The sequence below is a fragment of the Nocardiopsis aegyptia genome (assembly GCF_013410755.1).
Classification (GTDB): Bacteria; Actinomycetota; Actinomycetes; order Streptosporangiales; family Streptosporangiaceae; genus Nocardiopsis; species Nocardiopsis aegyptia.
In genome coordinates, this window is the sequence record NZ_JACCFS010000001.1 from 1,577,507 (window position 1) to 1,593,704 (window position 16,198).

Consider the following 16,198-nt stretch of genomic DNA (forward strand, 5'->3'; position numbering starts at 1 on the left):
GGGGCCCATGGAACCGACGCGTCCCGGTTACGGCAAGAAGTTTTGCCGAAACGGCGAAGCGCGCCCGATCCTCCCGGTGGAGGTGGTCCGCATGGACACGACAACGCACACGAGGACCGAGAGTTCCTCCGGCAGGTTGCCCGCCGGGGTCTACCTGCTCGGATTCAGTCTGTTCGCGATGGGGAGCGCGGAGTTCCTCCTGGCCGGGGTCCTTCCGGAGGTGGCCGCCGATCTGGATGTCAGCCTCTCCGCGGCCGGGTTCCTGATCACGGCGTTCGCGCTGGGAGTCGTGATCGGCGGGCCGCCGTTCGCCGTGCTCAGCCTGCGCCTGCCCCGCCGTACCGCGCTCATGGCGAGCCAGGGCCTCTTCGCCGCCGGTATCGTCGTCGGGCTGCTGGGCGGCTACGAGGTCCTGCTGCTGACCAGGCTGGTGTCGGGCATCGCCTACGCGGGCTTCTTCGCCGTCGCGTCGGTGACCGCGATCAGCCTGGTGACGCCGGACCGGAACGCACGCGCCTCCGGGGTCGTGGTCAGCGGGCTCGGCCTGGCGATGGTCGCGGGCGGCCCCGCGGGCACGCTGCTCAGCCATGTCACCGACTGGCGCGGCGGGTTCTGGGCCGTCGTGGCCCTGACGGTCGCCGGGATCGTCGCCTGTCGGCTCGGCCTCCCCGCCGCCGAGACCGGTGCGTCGGGTGCGAACCGCGCCACCGGGTCGCGTCTGTCGCGGGAACTCACCACCATGCGCAGGCCGATGCTCTGGGTCGTCTACGCGATCACGATCCTGACCACCGCGGCGTACATGATCACGTTCAACTTCCTGGCGGCCCTCCTCACGGAGGTCACCGGCCTGCCCCAGGTCTGGATCCCGGTCGTTCTCGCGCTGTTCGGGGTGGGCGCCGTCGTCGGCCTGTCCGTCGGCGGCCGGGTGTCCGACCGGTTCCCCCACGCCACGCTCCTCGCCGGCGTGTCGGCGATCGTGGTCCTGTCGGTGGTCATGGTCGCCGCGGCCCAGCAGGTCTGGGCGGTCCTGCCCACGGTCCTGCTGATGGGGTTCGCCGCCTTCGTGCTGAACCCGGCGCTCTACGGCCGTGTGTTCGCCATCGCGGCCGACGCGCCGACCCTCGCCGGTGCCACCACGGTGTCGGCCTTCCAACTGGGCATCAGCGCCACCCCCGCCCTCGCGGCGGCCGCGCTCACCCAGGGGGCCGGTCTGACCTCGGTCTGCGTGATCGGAGCCGTCCTCGCCGCGGCCGCGGTGCCCCTCATCCTGCTGGACCGGGCCCGACGGGACTCCTGACGGACCGTCGGCACCCCTTGTCCCGCGGGCGATCCTGACCTAGCGTTGACTCCGTGACCAGATGTCAAATCTGGTCACGGAGTCACGAAATGGGGAGGTGAGGATATGGTCGACGCGTCGGCGCTGGTGAACACCGGCCCCTTCCATATCCCCGTCTCCCAGGAGCACACCGTGGCCCCAGCCGAACAGTCCATGACCAGAAACGCCCAACGGGAGCAGCGGGCCGCACGCATCCTGGACGCGGCCGGCGACCTCCTCGTCACCTGGGGCTACCCCAAGATCACCATCGAGGACGTCGCCCGGCGGGCGGGCGTCGGCAAGGGCACCGTCTACCTGCACTTCCCCACCAAGGAGGTGCTCTTCCTGGTGGTGGTGCTCAGGGCCCAGTCGGCGCTGACGGAGCAGCTCGCGAGCGCGATGCGCCGCAGCCCCGAGGAGATCCTGCCGAGCGCGATGGCCCGCTCCGTCTACCTGTCGATGGGCGACTCGCCGGTCATCAGCGCCGTCATGACCGGCAAGTCCGAGACCCTCGGCACGCTCGCCCGCACCGCGGCCGAGCACAGCCGGGACCTGGTCTCCGACCGCATCACCACCTCGCACACGTACTTCGACCTGCTCATCGAGCACGACCTGCTCCGGAGCGACCGGCCCCGGAACGACCTCGTCTACGCCTACACGTCGGTCATGACCGGCTACCTGCTCGCCGAGCCGATCCTGGCCTCGCAACCCGGCCTGCCCCAACCGGAGTCGCGCGAGCACCGCGCCGACGTCCTGGCCGACTCGATCCGGGCGACTCTGGGCGAGGGAGGGACGACCGACGCGCTCGCCGCCGCCTGGCCCGAGGTGGCCACTCTGTACGAGGAGCTGGCCCGCCGGGCCCGGGCGGAGGTCGACCGCTACCTGCAGTCCACTCGCGACACCTGACGGAGGGGCCGATGACGGCCACGACACCATCGCCCGACCAGACCATCGACCTGCAGGACCCCGCACTGGTCACCGACCCCGAAGCGCTGATCCGGCGCGTCTGGGAGGTCGGCGGCACGGCCCCGGGAAAGTTCGCGGGCGGCCTCGACGTCGTCTTCTTCGCCGACGACGCGGACGTGCGCACGATCCTCGGCGACCGGCGGTTCGTGACCAGCCCCGACAACGTCCCCGGCGGAACAGGCGCCAGGAGCCGGGCCGACATGCTCACGTCGCTCGGCCTGGACGCGGAGCTGGTCGGGTACATGACCGAGAGCGTCCTCGGCAAGGACGGGGCCGACCACACGCGGTTGCGCAAACTGGTCTCGCGCTCCTTCACCGTCCGACGCGTCAACGAGCTGCGCCCCCAGGTCGAACGCATCACCGACGACCTCCTGGCCCGCCTGCCCGACCACGCCGAGGACGGCGTCGTCGATCTGCTGGAGCACTTCGCCTACCCGCTGCCCATCACGGTGATCTGCGACCTCGTCGGCGTCCCCGAGCGGGACCGCGACCAGTGGCGGGAGTGGAGCCGCTCCCTGACATCGGCGTTCGACCCCACCAGGCCCGACGCGATGAACACCGCGCTCGGCGCGATGATCGACCACATCAAGGGGATGATCGCCGAGCGCCGCGCGGCGCCGCACGACGACCTGTTGGACGCCCTGATCAGGGAGCGCGACGAGAACGGCGACCGCCTCAGCGAGGCCGAGCTCGTCACCCTGGTCTTTACGCTCGTCATCGCCGGGCACGAGACCACGGCCCACCTGATCGCGAACGGTACCCACGCCCTGCTCACGCACCGCGACCAGTGGGACGCACTGCGGGCCGATCCCGGGCTGCTGCCCTCGGCCGTGCACGAGATGCTCCGCTGGTGCGGCACCGCGCTCGTGACCCAGCTCCGCTACGCCACCGAGGACATCGAGCTCAGGACCGGGCGCCTGGCCAAGGGCGAACCGGCGGTCGCCGTCATCGCGGCCACCAACCGCGACCCGCACCTGTACCCCGATCCGCACCGGTTCGACATCACCCGCCACCACGGCAAGCCCGGTGAGGCGCACGTCGGCTTCGGTCACGGCCTGCACTACTGCCTGGGCGCGGCCCTGGCGCGACAGGAGGGGCAGGTGGCCTTCGGGGCGCTGACCGCCGCCTACCCGGACCTGGCCCTGGTCCCGGGCCGCGAGCCCGGCCGCCCGCCGCTCCCGGGCAACCGGCGGTTCACGGACCTGCTCGTGCGGCTCCGAACGGCCTGAGACACGGCGGAGGCCCCCGGCGTCACGCCGGGGGCCTCCGCTTCGCCGTCGCGGGCGCCGTCAGGCGTCGCAGCACCCGCCGACGGCGGCGGGCTGCTCGGCCGGGGCGCCGACCCTGGGCATGCCCAGCAGGACCTCGGGCTTGTCGGCCCGGACCGGTGCGCCGTTGCGGGCCGCCCACGCGTCACCGGCCCGCGTGCGCCGCAGCTCGCGGATGCCGGAGTCGGCCACCAGGTGGTGCGGCGCGGCGTAGGTGACGCCGACCGTCACCGTGTCGCCCGGGCGCGGCCGGTCGCCGTCGCCCACCGCGAAGTGCACCAGGCGGTTGTCGGGAGCGCGGCCCGAGAGGCGGTGGTGCTCACCGTCCTTCTTTCCCTCGCCCTCGGCGACCAGCAGCTCGACCTCACGGCCGACCAGCTTCTGGTTCTCCTCCCAGGAGATCTGGTCCTGGAGGTCGACGAGGCGCTGGTAGCGGTCCTTGACGACCTCCGGCGGCACCTGGCCGTCCATGGTGGCGGCCGGGGTCCCGGGGCGCTTGGAGTACTGGAAGGTGAAGGCCATGGCGAACCGCGCCTCGCGCACCACGTGCAGCGTCTCGGCGAAGTCCTCCTCGGTCTCGCCGGGGAAGCCCACGATGATGTCGGTGGTGATGGCGGCCTCCGGCATGGCCGCGCGCACCTTCTCCACGATCCCCAGGAAGCGCTCCTGCCGGTAGGAGCGGCGCATGTCCTTGAGGACCTTGCTGGAACCGGACTGCAGGGGCATGTGCAGCTGCGGCATCACGTTGGGGGTCTCGGCCATCGCCTCGATGACGTCGTCGGTGAAGTCGCGCGGGTGCGGGGAGGTGAAGCGGACCCGCTCCAGCCCTTCGATCTCGCCGCAGGCGCGCAGCAGCTTGGAGAAGGCCTGGCGGTCGCCGAACCCGCTGCCGTAGGCGTTGACGTTCTGCCCGAGCAGGGTGATCTCGCTGACGCCCTCGTCCACGAGCGCCCGCACCTCGGCGAGCACGTCGCCGGGACGGCGGTCCTGCTCCTTGCCGCGCAGCGCGGGCACGATGCAGAAGGTGCATGTGTTGTTGCAGCCCACCGAGATCGACACCCACGCGGCGTAGGCGGACTCGCGGCGGCTGGGCAGCGTGGACGGGAAGTGCTCCAGCGACTCGGCGATCTCCACCTGCGCCTCGCGCTGGACGCGGGCGCGTTCCAGCAGGGTCGGCAGGGAGCCGATGTTGTGGGTCCCGAACACGACGTCGACCCAGGGGGCGCGGCGGACGATCTCGCCGCGGTCCTTCTGGGCGAGGCAGCCGCCCACGGCGATCTGCATCCCCGGGTTGGCGTCCTTGACCGGACGCAGGTGCCCGAGGTTGCCGTAGAGGCGGTTGTCGGCGTTCTCCCGGACCGCACAGGTGTTGAACACGACGATGTCGGCGGTGGTGTCCTCGGCTGCGCGCGCGTACCCAGCGTCCTCCAGCAGACCGGAGAGGCGCTCGGAGTCGTGGACGTTCATCTGGCAGCCGTAGGTCCGCACTTGGTAGGTACGACTCTGGCTCACCGCTCCAGGCTATCCGCTCCCCGGACGGGCGCGTCCGCCACCGGAGCCGGTCCCGACGCGTCGCGGCCGGGTTCGGCGGGCGGACGCGGAGGGCCCGGGTGCGCGCGCACCCGGGCCCGGCCGTCGGTCCTCGTCGCCCCGTCAGTCCTTGGCGCCCTCTCCGGCGTCGGATCCGGCCGCGGGCACGGCCTCGTCGCCCTTCTCCGGCCCGCCGGCGGCGGGGATGCGCTCGGGACCGCCCCTGCGGTGGGTCCGCAGCTTCTCGTAGCCGATGACCGCGACGATCAGGACCAGGCCGACCACGTTGGTCGTCCAGCTCGCCGAGACCAGGAGCAGGCCGCCCACGATGATCGCGCCGCGCTGGTACCAGGCCATCGGCCGGTCCAGGTAGCCCACGAGTCCCAGGGCCACCATCGCGGCGCCCACGACACCGGTCACCGCGGCCACGGTGCCCGACACCAGGTCCACGTCCTGGAGCAGCAGCTCCGGCGAGAACACGAACATGTACGGCATGACGAAGGCCGCGATCGCGATGCGCACCGCGTAGAACCCGGTGCGGATCGGGTCGCCCCCGGAGATGCCGGCGGCCGCGTAGGCGGCCAGGCAGACCGGCGGGGTGATATCGGCCAGGACGCCGAAGTAGTACACGAACAGGTGCGCCATCAGCAGCATCGCGAGCGTGCGGGTCTCGAACTCGCCCTGGAGCACGGTCACGATCGCCGGGGCGGCCAGCGTCGCCGTGATGACGTAGTTCGCGGTCGTGGGCAGGCCGATGCCCAGGATCAGGCAGGCGATCATCGACATCACGAGGATGAGGAACAGGTCGACCCGCATGGTCGAGACCGCCTCGATCCCGAAGTCCGACCCCGCCCCGGTCCACGCCAGGACGGGCGAGGTCGCCAGCGACGTGAGCAGGGACGCGAGGGAGGCGCTGATCGACTCGGCGATGCCCAGGAGCCCCCGGCTGAGCTTGAGCCCCAGGTCGGTGGTGACGATGACGCCGGCGATGATGCCCGCGGACGCGCACGCGACGATGATCGGGATCGCCAGGCGCGAGGCGCCCACCAGCCCGTCCAGGAAGCCGTGGAGGTTGAGCTGGTCCTCCTCGGAGTCCTTCCAGGACGTGAACAGGCCCATGGCGACCATGGCGACCACGGCCAGCAGCAGGGAGATGAGCAGCGCCTGCATGCCGCGGCCCATCTCCGCGAACACGTTCTGCACTCCCAGGACCACCACCGCCGCGGCGGCCGCGGCGACGATGATCGGCAGGGACAGGCGCAGGGCGGTCACGGCGGCCTCGCGCGCGGCCCGTCGGCGGATGCGGCCGTCGACGCGCGTCCAGGGCAGTGTGACGAACTGGATGAGCAGGTTCATGGCGACGGTGGCCACCACCGCGCCCATCGCGGAGAACATCGGCGAGTAGCCCATGGACAGCAGGGCGAAGATCGCGATGACCGGCGCGAGCAGGTACCCGCGGGTCAGCATCAGCACGCGCAGGTTGGGCAGCAGCTCGCGGGGCAGGCCGCCGATCCCCATCCGCTTGGCGTCGTAGTGCACGACCACGTACTGGGAGACGAAGAACATCACCGCGGGGATCGCCGCGGCCGTGAGGATCTGCTGGTAGCTGGCCCCGGTGAACTCGATCATGATGAAGGCGCCCGCGCCCATGATCGGCGGCATGATCTGGCCCCCGGTGGAGGAGGCCGCCTCGACCGCGCCCGCGTACTCGGGCTTGTAGCCGGACTTCTTCATCATCGGGATGGTGAACGCGCCGTTGGAGACGGTGTTGGCCACCGAGCTGCCGGTGATCGTGCCGGAGAACGCGCTGGTGACGATGCCGACCTTGGCGGTACCGCCCGTGGAGTGGCCGGTGGCGCCCAGGGCCAGGTCGGTGAAGAACCGCTCCATGCCGGTCCGCTGGAGCATGGCGGCGAAGATCATGAACAGGAAGATGAAGGTCGCCGAGATCCCCAGCGGGGTCCCGAAGATGCCCTCCGTGCTGACCCACAGGTTCGTGACGAGCTGGTCGACACTGGACCCGCGGTGGCGCAGGAAGCCCGGCATGGCCTGGCCGAAGTAGGCGAAGGCGATCAGCGCCGACGCCAGCACCACCAGGGCGGGGCCGAGCACGCGTCCGGCGGCCACGAGGATCAGCAGGATGCCGATCGTGCCCACCATGACGTAGGTCGGGTTGAGGATGCCGACCGTGGTGACGATCTCGTTGTAGTTGACGAACATGTAGAGCCCGGCGAAGAGGCCCAGCGCGGCCAGGACCACGTCGAACACCGGCATGCCCATGACCGTCACGCCGGAGTAGCGGGACAGCTGCACGATCACCAGGATCGCCAGGGCCGGTCCGACGACGTTCCATCCGGCGATGCCGGACACGGACATGTACGCCAGGACGACCACGCCCGCGGCGGTCAGGCCCCACCGGGTGACGACCGGCCACAGCCACACCGGGAACACCGAGGGCCGGCGCAGCAGCGCGACGGCCAGGGCCAGGGCGGCCACGACCAGGACCAGGCCCAGGATGGGCAGGAAGAAGAAGCCGCCGGCCGCGTCACTGGTCACCAGGTCGAGCGAGATCAGCGCCACCCCGGCCAGGAGTGTCCAGCCGCCCGCGGACTGGGCCCGCGAGGCCGCGTCGGACGCGCGCGTGCGCCACAGGTACCAGCCCGCGCCGCCGAGGAGGACGAGGGCCAGCCCGCCGAACACCGCCTGCGGGAGGTACAGGTACATGCTCGTGTTGGTGCCGGACAGGATCCCGACCCCGAGGTAGCCCACCAGGAGGCCGCTGAAGGCCATGCTGATGCCGTAGAAGGGGCCGTGGACCTCGGTCCTGCGCTCCTTGGTCGGGTAGAGCAGGAACACCAGGCCGAGGCCGAGGGCGAGGTGGAAGGAGCGCTGCTGCAGTGGGGGCAGCGTCTGGGTGAACGCGGTCCACAGGTGGAACACGGCCAGGGCCAGGGCGACGAAGAACACGCTCCAGCGCCAGATCGTCCGGAGCTGGCTGCGGGTCCCCTCGGCCCCCGCGTCCTCGGTGTAGTCGTGCGTCTCCATCGCCTCGATGTCCTTCTGGATGCTCTCGAGGGCTTCTGGGGAGGACGCACCGGCGATCGTTTCTCTCCCGCCGGCGGGGCCGCCACCGGGGTCACCGGTGGCTTTGGGATCGGTCGTCATCAACCTCGTCCTTCTCGTGGGCGGGGGATTCCCCCATCACTCACCGGATGGGGCCACCCGATGTGGTTTGCACGTACAGTTCCACGCCTGTGCCAGGTCCAACCAGATCCAGGAGCCGGATCTCGCGGCCACCTGCGGCCAACCGGTGGTCGACGTCGGCCGTGCCGACCACCATCCGTACCGTCCCGAGCGGACGCCCGTGGTGGTCGACCACGTAGCCGGATCCGTCGCGGACGAACGTGGTGGTCACGCCGTCGATGGTCTCGGGTCCGGAGGGGAGGTTGGCTCCGTGCGCGTCGAAGCGCATCTCCTCCATCGCCAGTCCCGCCTCGGCCGAGGCCGAGAAGACCTCGTACACCGGACGGCGGTGGACCGAATGCGTGTGGGTGAGCTCGATCCGGTCCCCGACCGCCAGCGGCACCTGCGCGACGGGGGGCGCCGCGTCCGCCGACCGGTCGGTGAGCGGCCGCACGGAGAACCACGCGGTGCCCGTGTCGACCGACCCGGTCACCGTGAGGAGCACGGCCGCGGCGGCCGCCAGCGCGCCCGCCGCCCGCGGGAGCGCCGACGGGGACCTCACAAGCGCAGGGCCGCCCGGCGTCCACCGAGCGGCCCTGAGCGGAGCGGTCATCAGTCGAGGATGCCCTCTTCCTGGTAGAAGCGCTCGGCGCCCGGGTGCAGCTCCATCGAGCCCAGGCCGTCGACGGCCGTGTCCAGCTGGACCTGGCTGCCGACATCGTGGGCGATGTCGCCGGAGTTCTCGTACATCACGCGGACCAGGTCGTAGGCCAGGTCCTCCTCCAGGGCGGAGGTGGTGTAGAGGGTCGCCCACTGGGTCAGCGTGACGACGTCGTCGTCCTGGCCGTTGTAGGTGCCACCGGGGATGGTGAGCGGGCTGTAGCTCGGGTCGGCCTCGATGAGGCCCTCGGCCTCCTCGCCGTCGATCGGCAGCAGCCGGACCTCGTTGCTCGCGCCGACCTCGACGATGCCCGCGGCGGGCACCGACAGGATGCCGAACGCGGCGTCGACCTGGCCGTCGCCGAGCGCCGTGGCGGCGTCGCCGAAGGTGCTGTCGAAGGCGTTGATGTCCTCGTCCGGGTCGACGCCGTAGGCCTCGAGGATCTGGCGCGCCGCGACCTCGGTGCCGCTGCCGGGCGGGCCGATCTCCACGTCGGCGCCCTCCAGGTCGGCGATGGACTCGATGTCGGAGTCGGCGCTCACGACGACCTGCATGACCTCGGGGTAGATGTTGCCGAGGGCGAGGATGTCGTCCGGGTTGGCGAGCGGCTCCTCCTCGAACGGTCCGGTGCTGGCCTGCGCCTGCATGGCCACACCGTTGACCGCCATGACCAGTTCGCTCTGGTCGATCTGGCCGGCCTCGGCGTCCTCGGTCTCACCCTCGAGGGCGCGCATGTTCTGCACGGAGGCACCGGTGGCGAGGGTGTCGACCTGGATACCTTCGACATTGCTGGTCCACAACTGCGCGATCTCGCCACCGAGCGGGTAGTACGTACCGCCGGTGGAGCCCGTCGCGAGCTGGAGGAAGGTGGTCTCCGCGTCCCCTTCGTCCTGACCGGGTCCGGCCGCGTCCTCCGGAGCGGCGCACGCGGACAGGGCGACCACGGCGGCCGCGGCGACAGCCACGGAAGCCCGCGTGGTCCTGCGTCCCTTGCTCATCGCTGGCATCCTCCTCTAGCAGTTCGGCGACCACGGCACCCTTTGGCGGCTGCAGTCCGCCGCCCCCGTCGACCGTGCGTCACCGGTGATATCCGCGAAAGCATAGAACGGCGGGAACTCCGTCGCTGTGTCACTGCAATCACGAATGGAAAACGATACCCAGTGCATGATCGCGCCTTCGGGCCGTCATGTGCGGTAAAGCCACACGGGATGGTGCGGCAGGACTCCCACAGGCGACACTTCACGACTAAGGTCGACATGTCATCTGATCTAGACCCATTCCTGAGCGGGACATGTCTGAACTGTCGAACCCCCAGCCCATCACCGCCGGTGACGTCGCCCGAGGAGTGCGCCGGATGGCGTTCCCCTCCGTCGTGGGCGACGAGGTCTGGTGGGAGGAGGAACGCCCCGACGAGCGTCGGGTCACCCTCATGCGGCGCGACGCCGACGGCACCGTGCGCGAACTCCTCCCCGCCCCGTGGGGTGTCGGCACCCGCGTGCACGAGTACGGGGGCCGTTCGTTCCTGCCCGTGCCGCGCCGCGACGACAAGGCCATCCCGCGTCTGGGGGTGGTGTTCGCCCATGCGGAGGACCAGCGCCTGTACCTGTGGGAACGCGACGCCAGGGAGCCGGTCCCCCTCACGCCGGAGCCGCACACGGAGGCCGGCCTGCGTTACGCGGACTTCGCACTGAGCGCCGACGGGCGCGCGGTGCTGTGCGTGCGCGAGGAGCACGGCCCGGCCGACACGGGGGCGGCGGACGGCACGGGCGGGGCATCCGGCGCGGGCGGAGAACCCGGCGCACGTGCGGCGACCGCCGCGGAGGCACCGGCCGGGGAACCGGTCGCGGACGCATCGGTCGACGGAGCCGCGGGGAACGGCCTGTCCGCCGGGAACGCGGTCGACCCCGCCGGCACGGCCGACGCGACCTCTACGGCCGATGCGACCGCTACGGCCGACGGCGTCGCCGGACCCGCCGCCGCGGCTCCGGCCGATCGGCACCGGAGCCGCAGCGGGCGCGGCGGCGACCTCCGCCGCTCCGTGGTCGCCGTGCCGCTGTCCGGGCGCGGGGCCCAGGACCCCTCCGCGATCCGCGAGCTGGCCTCCGGCGCGGACTTCTACGCCTCCCCCACCGAGTCCCCGAACGGCGGCCACCTGGCCTACGTCCGCTGGAACCACCCGCGCATGCCGTGGGACGGCACCGAACTCCGCGTGGTCCCGAGCGAGGGCGCCGAGTACACGCTCAAGGGTGGCGTGGACGAGTCGGTCCTCTCCCCCCTGTGGGTGGACGACTCCACGCTCTACCTGGCCTCCGACTGGCCCGGGTGGTGGAACCTCTACCAGGCGGGCCTCAAGGGGCAGGCGATCGCCCTGTACCCGGCCGAGGAGGAGTTCCACGCCCCGCCGTGGCGCCTGGGCCACCGCTCGTTCCAGGTGCTGTCCTCCGGGCTGGTGGTCGCGCTGCACGGGCTCGCCGACATGACCCCGAGCCTCTACGACCCCGAGACCCTCGACCTGACCCCGATCGCGACCGACCTGACCTCCTGGTCCCAGCTGGACTCCGACGGGACGTCCGTCGTGGCCATCGCCGCCTCGCCCACCACGCCACCGTGCCTGGTCCGCCTGGACCCGGCCACGGGCAGCGTCGAGGTCCTGCGCACCAGCGACCTGCCGGGCTCCGGGGCGAACGGGGCCGCGGGCACGACCGAGGGCGCCGCACAGGTCAGGATCCCCGTCCCCCAGGCACAGACGCTCCCCGGCAGGTACGGCGCCCCGGTCCACGTGAACGTGTACCCGCCCGAGGGGTCGGGCCCGGCGCCGTTCGTCGTCCATGTGCACGGCGGACCGGTCTCGCACAGCACCAAGGAGTACGACCTCGTCAAGGCGTTCTTCACGAGCCGGGGCATCGGTGTGGCCGACGTCAACTACGGCGGATCCACCGGCTACGGCCGTTCCTACCGCAAGCGGCTCCACAAGGAGTGGGGCGTGGTGGACGTGGAGGACGCGATCGGCGTCGCGCGCTCCCTCGTGGACCAGGGTCTGGCCGACCCCGACCGCCTGGCCATCCGCGGCCCGTCCGCGGGCGGCCTCACGGCGCTGCTGTCCCTGACCACGGACACGTTCGCCTGCGGGGTGTCCTACTACGGGGTGGCGGACCTGCTCGGCCTGGCGGAGACGACCCACGACTTCGAGTCGCGCTTCCTGGACTCGCTCGTCGGCACGCTGCCGGGCTTCACCGAACGCTACCGGGAGCGCTCGCCCATCAACCGAATCGACGAGATCGACGTCCCGGTACTCCTGCTCCAGGGCACCGCCGACCCGGTCGTCACACCGGACCAGGCCCGGGCGATGGCCACGGCACTGGGCGAACGCGGTGTCCCGCACGCACTGGTGGAGTTCGAGGGCGAGGGACACGGCTTCCGCTCGGCCCAGGCCCGCATCCGGGCGCTGGACACCGAACTGGCGTTCTACGCCCGTGTCTTCGGCACCGACTTCGGCACCGGCGTGCGACCGCTCACCCTGTCCACCACCCCGCCGGACCGCCCGGAGGCGGCCGCCCCGGAGCCGGTGCCCGCGACGGCACCGGAGGAGGACGGGACGCCGGACACCGGGGGAACCCGCGAGCACGAGCACCAGACCGGCTGACGGGCCGAGCGACACGGAGCCTGGTCACCCCCGTCCCGCACACCTGACCGACCACCGGTCGGCGGCACGGCCGACCGACCGAGCAGCACGGAAGCCGGTCACAGCCGTCCCATGTGCCTGACCGACCCCCGGTCGGCGGAACGACCGGGCACCACGGACATCCAGCCGACACCCGTCCCGCACACCTGACCGACCACTGACCGACCAGCAAGACGGTCGGGCAGCACGAACAACCAGGCACACCCGTCCCGCCCGACACCGGGACCTCGAAAACCGACCGCATCGACCGGGAGGCCACAGCCGATGAACACGCCATCGCCGTCGGGGCACGAGCACCCGCAGGGGTCGCCCGTCCGCCTGGGCGCTCTCGCCCCGCTGACCCGGCCCGGCTGGGTCGAGGCCGGCCGACACCTGCTCGCGGGGCTCGACCTGGCCGTGCGCGAGGTCAACGGCACCGGCGGGATCGGCGGCAGACCGCTGGAGCTGGTGGTCCGGGACACCGCGGCCGACCCGGAGCGGGCCGCGGCGGCCGTGGGCGAACTGGCCGACCTGGACGTGGCGGCCGTGGTGGGCGAGTACCACAGCGTCGTCGCCCGCGCCGTGGCCGCTCGTGCCGACGCCCTCGGCGTGCCGTACCTCTGCTCGTCCGCCGTGCTCGACGACCTCACCGGGGAGCCGACGGAGTGGGTCGCCCGACTGCCCCCGGCACAGTCCCACGGCTGGCGGGTCTACGCGGACTTCCTCCTCGGCACGGGTCGGAGCCGGATCGCGGTCGCGACCCAGCCGAGCCTCTACTGGGAGTCCGGGGCCCGGATCCTCCGGGAGCGTCTCCTCCCCCACGGCGGCAGCGTCGTCGAACTCGACGCCTCCGCGCTCACCCCCGAGGCCCTGTGCGACGCGCTCGCCGACCACGGCGCCACCGCGCTCCTCCTACTGGTCGGCCAACCGGAGCCGGCGGTGCCGATCGTCAGGGCCGTGCGGCGCGACCGGCGGCTCGCGGACGTCCTCATCGGGGCTCCGGCCGGACAACCGGAGTTCGCCGCGTGGACCGCGGCCCTGGGCGGGGACGGCACCGGGATCCCGTTCCTGCGCTACCTGCCCGACGAGCTCGGCCCGCCCGGTGCGCGCGTCGGCGGGGAACTCACCGAATGCCTGGGCGAGGAGCCCTCCTTCGTCGCCTTCGAGGGCTGGGACACCGTCGCCGTCCTCGCCGAGGTACTGCGTTCGCACGGCACCGACCGGGCGGCCGTCGCCGGGGCGTGGCCGCGCGTGGAGGTCGACGGCACGCGCGGGCGGATCCGGTTCTCCCGCGTCCCGGGCATCAGCGTGTGGCAGTGGGCCTGGGCGCCGGTCCGCGTCGTCGACCGGGACCCGGCGCGCCCCGAGCGCTTCCGGACCCTGCACACCGGCTGAGAGCCGCCCGCGGCCTCCGCAGCCCCGGGGCCCGGAGCGTCTTCCCTGTCACCTGATGGGAACGCGGCGCAAGTGCCGTCGGGGCACCGCGCGGCGGGGCGAGTATCCGCCGTACACGCCCTAGAGGTCCGGGTCGTACAGCTCCGCCTCGACGCCCTCGCGTTCGAGCTCCTCCCGGACCACGCGGTAGGCCAGGCCCGAGGAGTAGCCCTTACGGGCGAGAACGCCCAGGGCACGCCGGATCCGGACCTCCTTGTCCTTGCCCCTCGTCGTGGCGAGGCGGCGTCGGGCGAGGTCGCGGGCGGCCTCGGCCTCGTCCTCGTCCGACAGTTGCGCGACGGCCTCGCGCACGGTGTCCTCCTCGACGCCCCGGGTGCGCAGCTCGCGGGCCAGCGCGCTCCGGGACAGCCGCCGGCCGTGGTGCCGGGAGCTCACCCAGGCCCGGGCGAAGGCCTCGTCGTCGATCAGGCCCACCTCGTCGAACGAGCCCAGCACCGACCGCACGACCTCGTCCGGGATCTCGCGGCGGTGCAGGGCCCGTTCCAACTGGGCCCGGGTGCGCGGGGAATGCGTGAGCATCCGCAGGCACAGGGCTCTCGCCTTGGCCTCGGGATCCTCCGTGCGCTCCCCCGGCTCACGCATCCGGCGTGGTGGGTGCCTTGGTGGTCTTGGCCGCCGCCGCACGCTTGGTGGCCGCCTTCGCGGGCTCCTTGGCCGCCGCGTCGGCCGCGGGTTTGGCCTGCTCGCCGGGGCCGGAGGCGCTGTCGTCGCCCTTGACCGTGATGCCCAGCTTCTCCTTGATCTTCTTCTCGATCTCGTTGGCCAGGTCGACGTTCTCCCGCATGAAGTTGCGCGAGTTCTCCTTGCCCTGGCCGAGCTGGGTGCCGTCGTAGGTGTACCAGGCGCCGGACTTGCGGACGATGCCGTGCTCCACGCCCAGGTCGATCAGGCTGCCCTCGCGCGAGACGCCCACGCCGTAGAGGATGTCGAACTCGGCCTGCTTGAAGGGCGGGGCCACCTTGTTCTTGACGACCTTGACGCGGGTGCGGTTGCCGACCGCGTCGGTGCCGTCCTTGAGCGTCTCGATCCGGCGCACGTCCAGGCGCACCGAGGAGTAGAACTTGAGCGCCTTGCCGCCGGTCGTCGTCTCGGGCGAGCCGAACATGACGCCGACCTTCTCCCGCAGCTGGTTGATGAAGATCGCCGTGGTGCCGGTCTGGTGCAGCGCACCGGCGATCTTGCGCAGCGCCTGGGACATCAGGCGGGCCTGCAGGCCGACGTGGCTGTCGCCCATCTCACCCTCGATCTCCGCGCGCGGCACGAGGGCCGCCACGGAGTCGATGACGATGATGGAGACCGCGCCGGAGCGGATCAGCATGTCGACGATCTCCAGCGCCTGCTCGCCGGTGTCGGGCTGCGAGAGCAGGAGGTCGTCGGTGTCGACGCCGATCTTCTTGGCGTAGACGGGGTCGAGCGCGTGCTCGGCGTCCACGAACGCGGCGATGCCGCCCATCTTCTGGGCACTGGCCACGGCGTGCAGCGCGACGGTCGTCTTACCGGAGGACTCCGGTCCGTAGATCTCCACGATGCGGCCGCGCGGGATACCGCCGATGCCGAGCGCGACGTCCAGCGCGATCGCGCCGGTCGGGATCGACTCGATGGGCGGGCGGTCGTCGTCGCCCAACCGCATGATGGAACCCTTGCCGAACTGCCGCTCGATCTGTGCGAGAGCTGTTTCGAGAGCCTTGTCTCGGTCACCAGATGCCACGGGGTACCCCTGTTGTTGGGTGGATGCCTTCTTCTTCATGATGCGCACGACGCTACGCCGTCGCTACGACAAACGCGATGCCGGACGAACGCCTGTGGACAACCCACACTACCCGAACTTGTGTTCGATCACCTGCCGCCTCACCGAGTCGACGTGGGAAGACCCCATCCGTCGCCTCACCGAGTCGACACGGGAAGGTCGAACGCCTCGCACACCGCCCTCCACACCTGCTTGGCCCCCACCCCGTCGGCGAGGGCCTGCTGCACCGTGCGCGAGCCGAGCCCCTCGATGACGTAGTCCTTGGCCAGGCTCTCGGCGTAGGCCTCGCCGAACTGTTCGTGCATGTTGTGCCAGAAATTCGAGAGTCTCATCGGCCCCAGTATCGGTGATCCGACCGACGCGCACGGTCGCTCCTGGCGGAATTCGTCGGCCTCGGCGGGCACACTGTCCG

General features: G+C 71.7%; 12 protein-coding genes. 5 read left to right on the forward strand and 7 right to left on the reverse strand.

Going from position 1 to position 16,198, the window contains the following annotated elements:
- The first annotated feature begins 91 nt into the window (after window positions 1-91).
- From HNR10_RS07185 to HNR10_RS07195, 3 genes are all read left to right on the forward strand, one after another.
- The gene (locus HNR10_RS07185) at window positions 92-1,297 is read left to right on the forward strand and encodes an MFS transporter (RefSeq protein WP_179821837.1); all 1,206 of its coding nucleotides are present in this window, start codon (window positions 92-94) and stop codon (window positions 1,295-1,297) included.
- A 105-nt stretch (window positions 1,298-1,402) separates the two neighbouring features.
- Window positions 1,403-2,221: a TetR/AcrR family transcriptional regulator gene (locus HNR10_RS07190; RefSeq protein WP_179821839.1), complete on the forward strand. Its 819-nt coding sequence runs from the start codon at window positions 1,403-1,405 to the stop codon at window positions 2,219-2,221.
- An 11-nt stretch (window positions 2,222-2,232) separates the two neighbouring features.
- Entirely contained in the window at window positions 2,233-3,510 is a 1,278-nt protein-coding gene (locus HNR10_RS07195) for a cytochrome P450 family protein (protein WP_179821841.1), read from the forward strand.
- 60 nt (window positions 3,511-3,570) lie between these two features.
- Here the strand turns inward: HNR10_RS07195 and miaB are convergent, their stop codons facing one another.
- The 4 genes from miaB to HNR10_RS07215 form a co-directional block, all read right to left on the reverse strand.
- Window positions 3,571-5,037 (reverse strand): tRNA (N6-isopentenyl adenosine(37)-C2)-methylthiotransferase MiaB, encoded by a 1,467-nt coding sequence (miaB, locus tag HNR10_RS07200; protein WP_312889481.1) that lies wholly within the window; start codon window positions 5,035-5,037, stop codon window positions 3,571-3,573.
- 165 nt (window positions 5,038-5,202) lie between these two features.
- Window positions 5,203-8,244: a TRAP transporter permease gene (locus HNR10_RS07205; protein ID WP_179821844.1), complete on the reverse strand. Its 3,042-nt coding sequence runs from the start codon at window positions 8,242-8,244 to the stop codon at window positions 5,203-5,205.
- A gap of 40 nt (window positions 8,245-8,284) precedes the next feature.
- On the reverse strand, window positions 8,285-8,824 hold the full coding sequence (locus HNR10_RS07210; RefSeq protein ID WP_312889148.1) for a DUF1850 domain-containing protein: 540 nt from the start codon (window positions 8,822-8,824) through the stop codon (window positions 8,285-8,287).
- 50 nt (window positions 8,825-8,874) lie between these two features.
- On the reverse strand, window positions 8,875-9,921 hold the full coding sequence (locus HNR10_RS07215) for a TAXI family TRAP transporter solute-binding subunit (RefSeq protein ID WP_179821847.1): 1,047 nt from the start codon (window positions 9,919-9,921) through the stop codon (window positions 8,875-8,877).
- Window positions 9,922-10,214: 293 nt separating this feature from the next.
- On the opposite strand from HNR10_RS07215, the gene HNR10_RS07225 reads away from it, so the two are divergent.
- Together HNR10_RS07225 and HNR10_RS07230 are read left to right on the forward strand one after the other, a co-directional pair.
- Window positions 10,215-12,566, forward strand: coding sequence for an alpha/beta hydrolase family protein (locus tag HNR10_RS07225; RefSeq protein WP_246406099.1), 2,352 nt, complete (start codon window positions 10,215-10,217; stop codon window positions 12,564-12,566).
- A 303-nt stretch (window positions 12,567-12,869) separates the two neighbouring features.
- Window positions 12,870-13,979: an ABC transporter substrate-binding protein gene (locus HNR10_RS07230; protein WP_179821849.1), complete on the forward strand. Its 1,110-nt coding sequence runs from the start codon at window positions 12,870-12,872 to the stop codon at window positions 13,977-13,979.
- A gap of 120 nt (window positions 13,980-14,099) precedes the next feature.
- Here the strand turns inward: HNR10_RS07230 and recX are convergent, their stop codons facing one another.
- The 3 genes from recX to HNR10_RS07245 form a co-directional block, all read right to left on the reverse strand.
- Entirely contained in the window at window positions 14,100-14,621 is a 522-nt protein-coding gene (recX, locus tag HNR10_RS07235) for a recombination regulator RecX (protein WP_179821851.1), read from the reverse strand.
- A complete protein-coding gene (recA, locus tag HNR10_RS07240; protein ID WP_179829589.1) occupies window positions 14,614-15,747 on the reverse strand; it encodes a recombinase RecA in 1,134 nt (377 codons plus the stop codon). The genes recX and recA overlap by 8 nt, the downstream gene beginning before the upstream one ends.
- Before the next feature lie 176 nt (window positions 15,748-15,923).
- A complete protein-coding gene (locus HNR10_RS07245) occupies window positions 15,924-16,118 on the reverse strand; it encodes a DUF3046 domain-containing protein (RefSeq protein WP_179821853.1) in 195 nt (64 codons plus the stop codon).
- Between the last annotated feature and the right edge of the window lie 80 nt (window positions 16,119-16,198).

Bases quoted from the DNA above. Each gene is read 5' to 3' on its own strand.
- HNR10_RS07190 (WP_179821839.1), top strand. From the start codon at position 1,403: ATGGTCGACGCGTCGGCGCTGGTGAACACCGGCCCCTTCCATATCCCC.
- HNR10_RS07185 (WP_179821837.1), top strand. From the start codon at position 92: ATGGACACGACAACGCACACGAGGACCGAGAGTTCCTCCGGCAGGTTG.
- HNR10_RS07215 (WP_179821847.1), bottom strand. From the start codon at position 9,921: ATGAGCAAGGGACGCAGGACCACGCGGGCTTCCGTGGCTGTCGCCGCG.
- HNR10_RS07230 (WP_179821849.1), top strand. From the start codon at position 12,870: ATGAACACGCCATCGCCGTCGGGGCACGAGCACCCGCAGGGGTCGCCC.
- HNR10_RS07245 (WP_179821853.1), bottom strand. From the start codon at position 16,118: ATGAGACTCTCGAATTTCTGGCACAACATGCACGAACAGTTCGGCGAG.
- HNR10_RS07195 (WP_179821841.1), top strand. From the start codon at position 2,233: ATGACGGCCACGACACCATCGCCCGACCAGACCATCGACCTGCAGGAC.
- HNR10_RS07205 (WP_179821844.1), bottom strand. From the start codon at position 8,244: ATGACGACCGATCCCAAAGCCACCGGTGACCCCGGTGGCGGCCCCGCC.
- HNR10_RS07225 (WP_246406099.1), top strand. From the start codon at position 10,215: ATGTCTGAACTGTCGAACCCCCAGCCCATCACCGCCGGTGACGTCGCC.
- recX (WP_179821851.1), bottom strand. From the start codon at position 14,621: ATGCGTGAGCCGGGGGAGCGCACGGAGGATCCCGAGGCCAAGGCGAGA.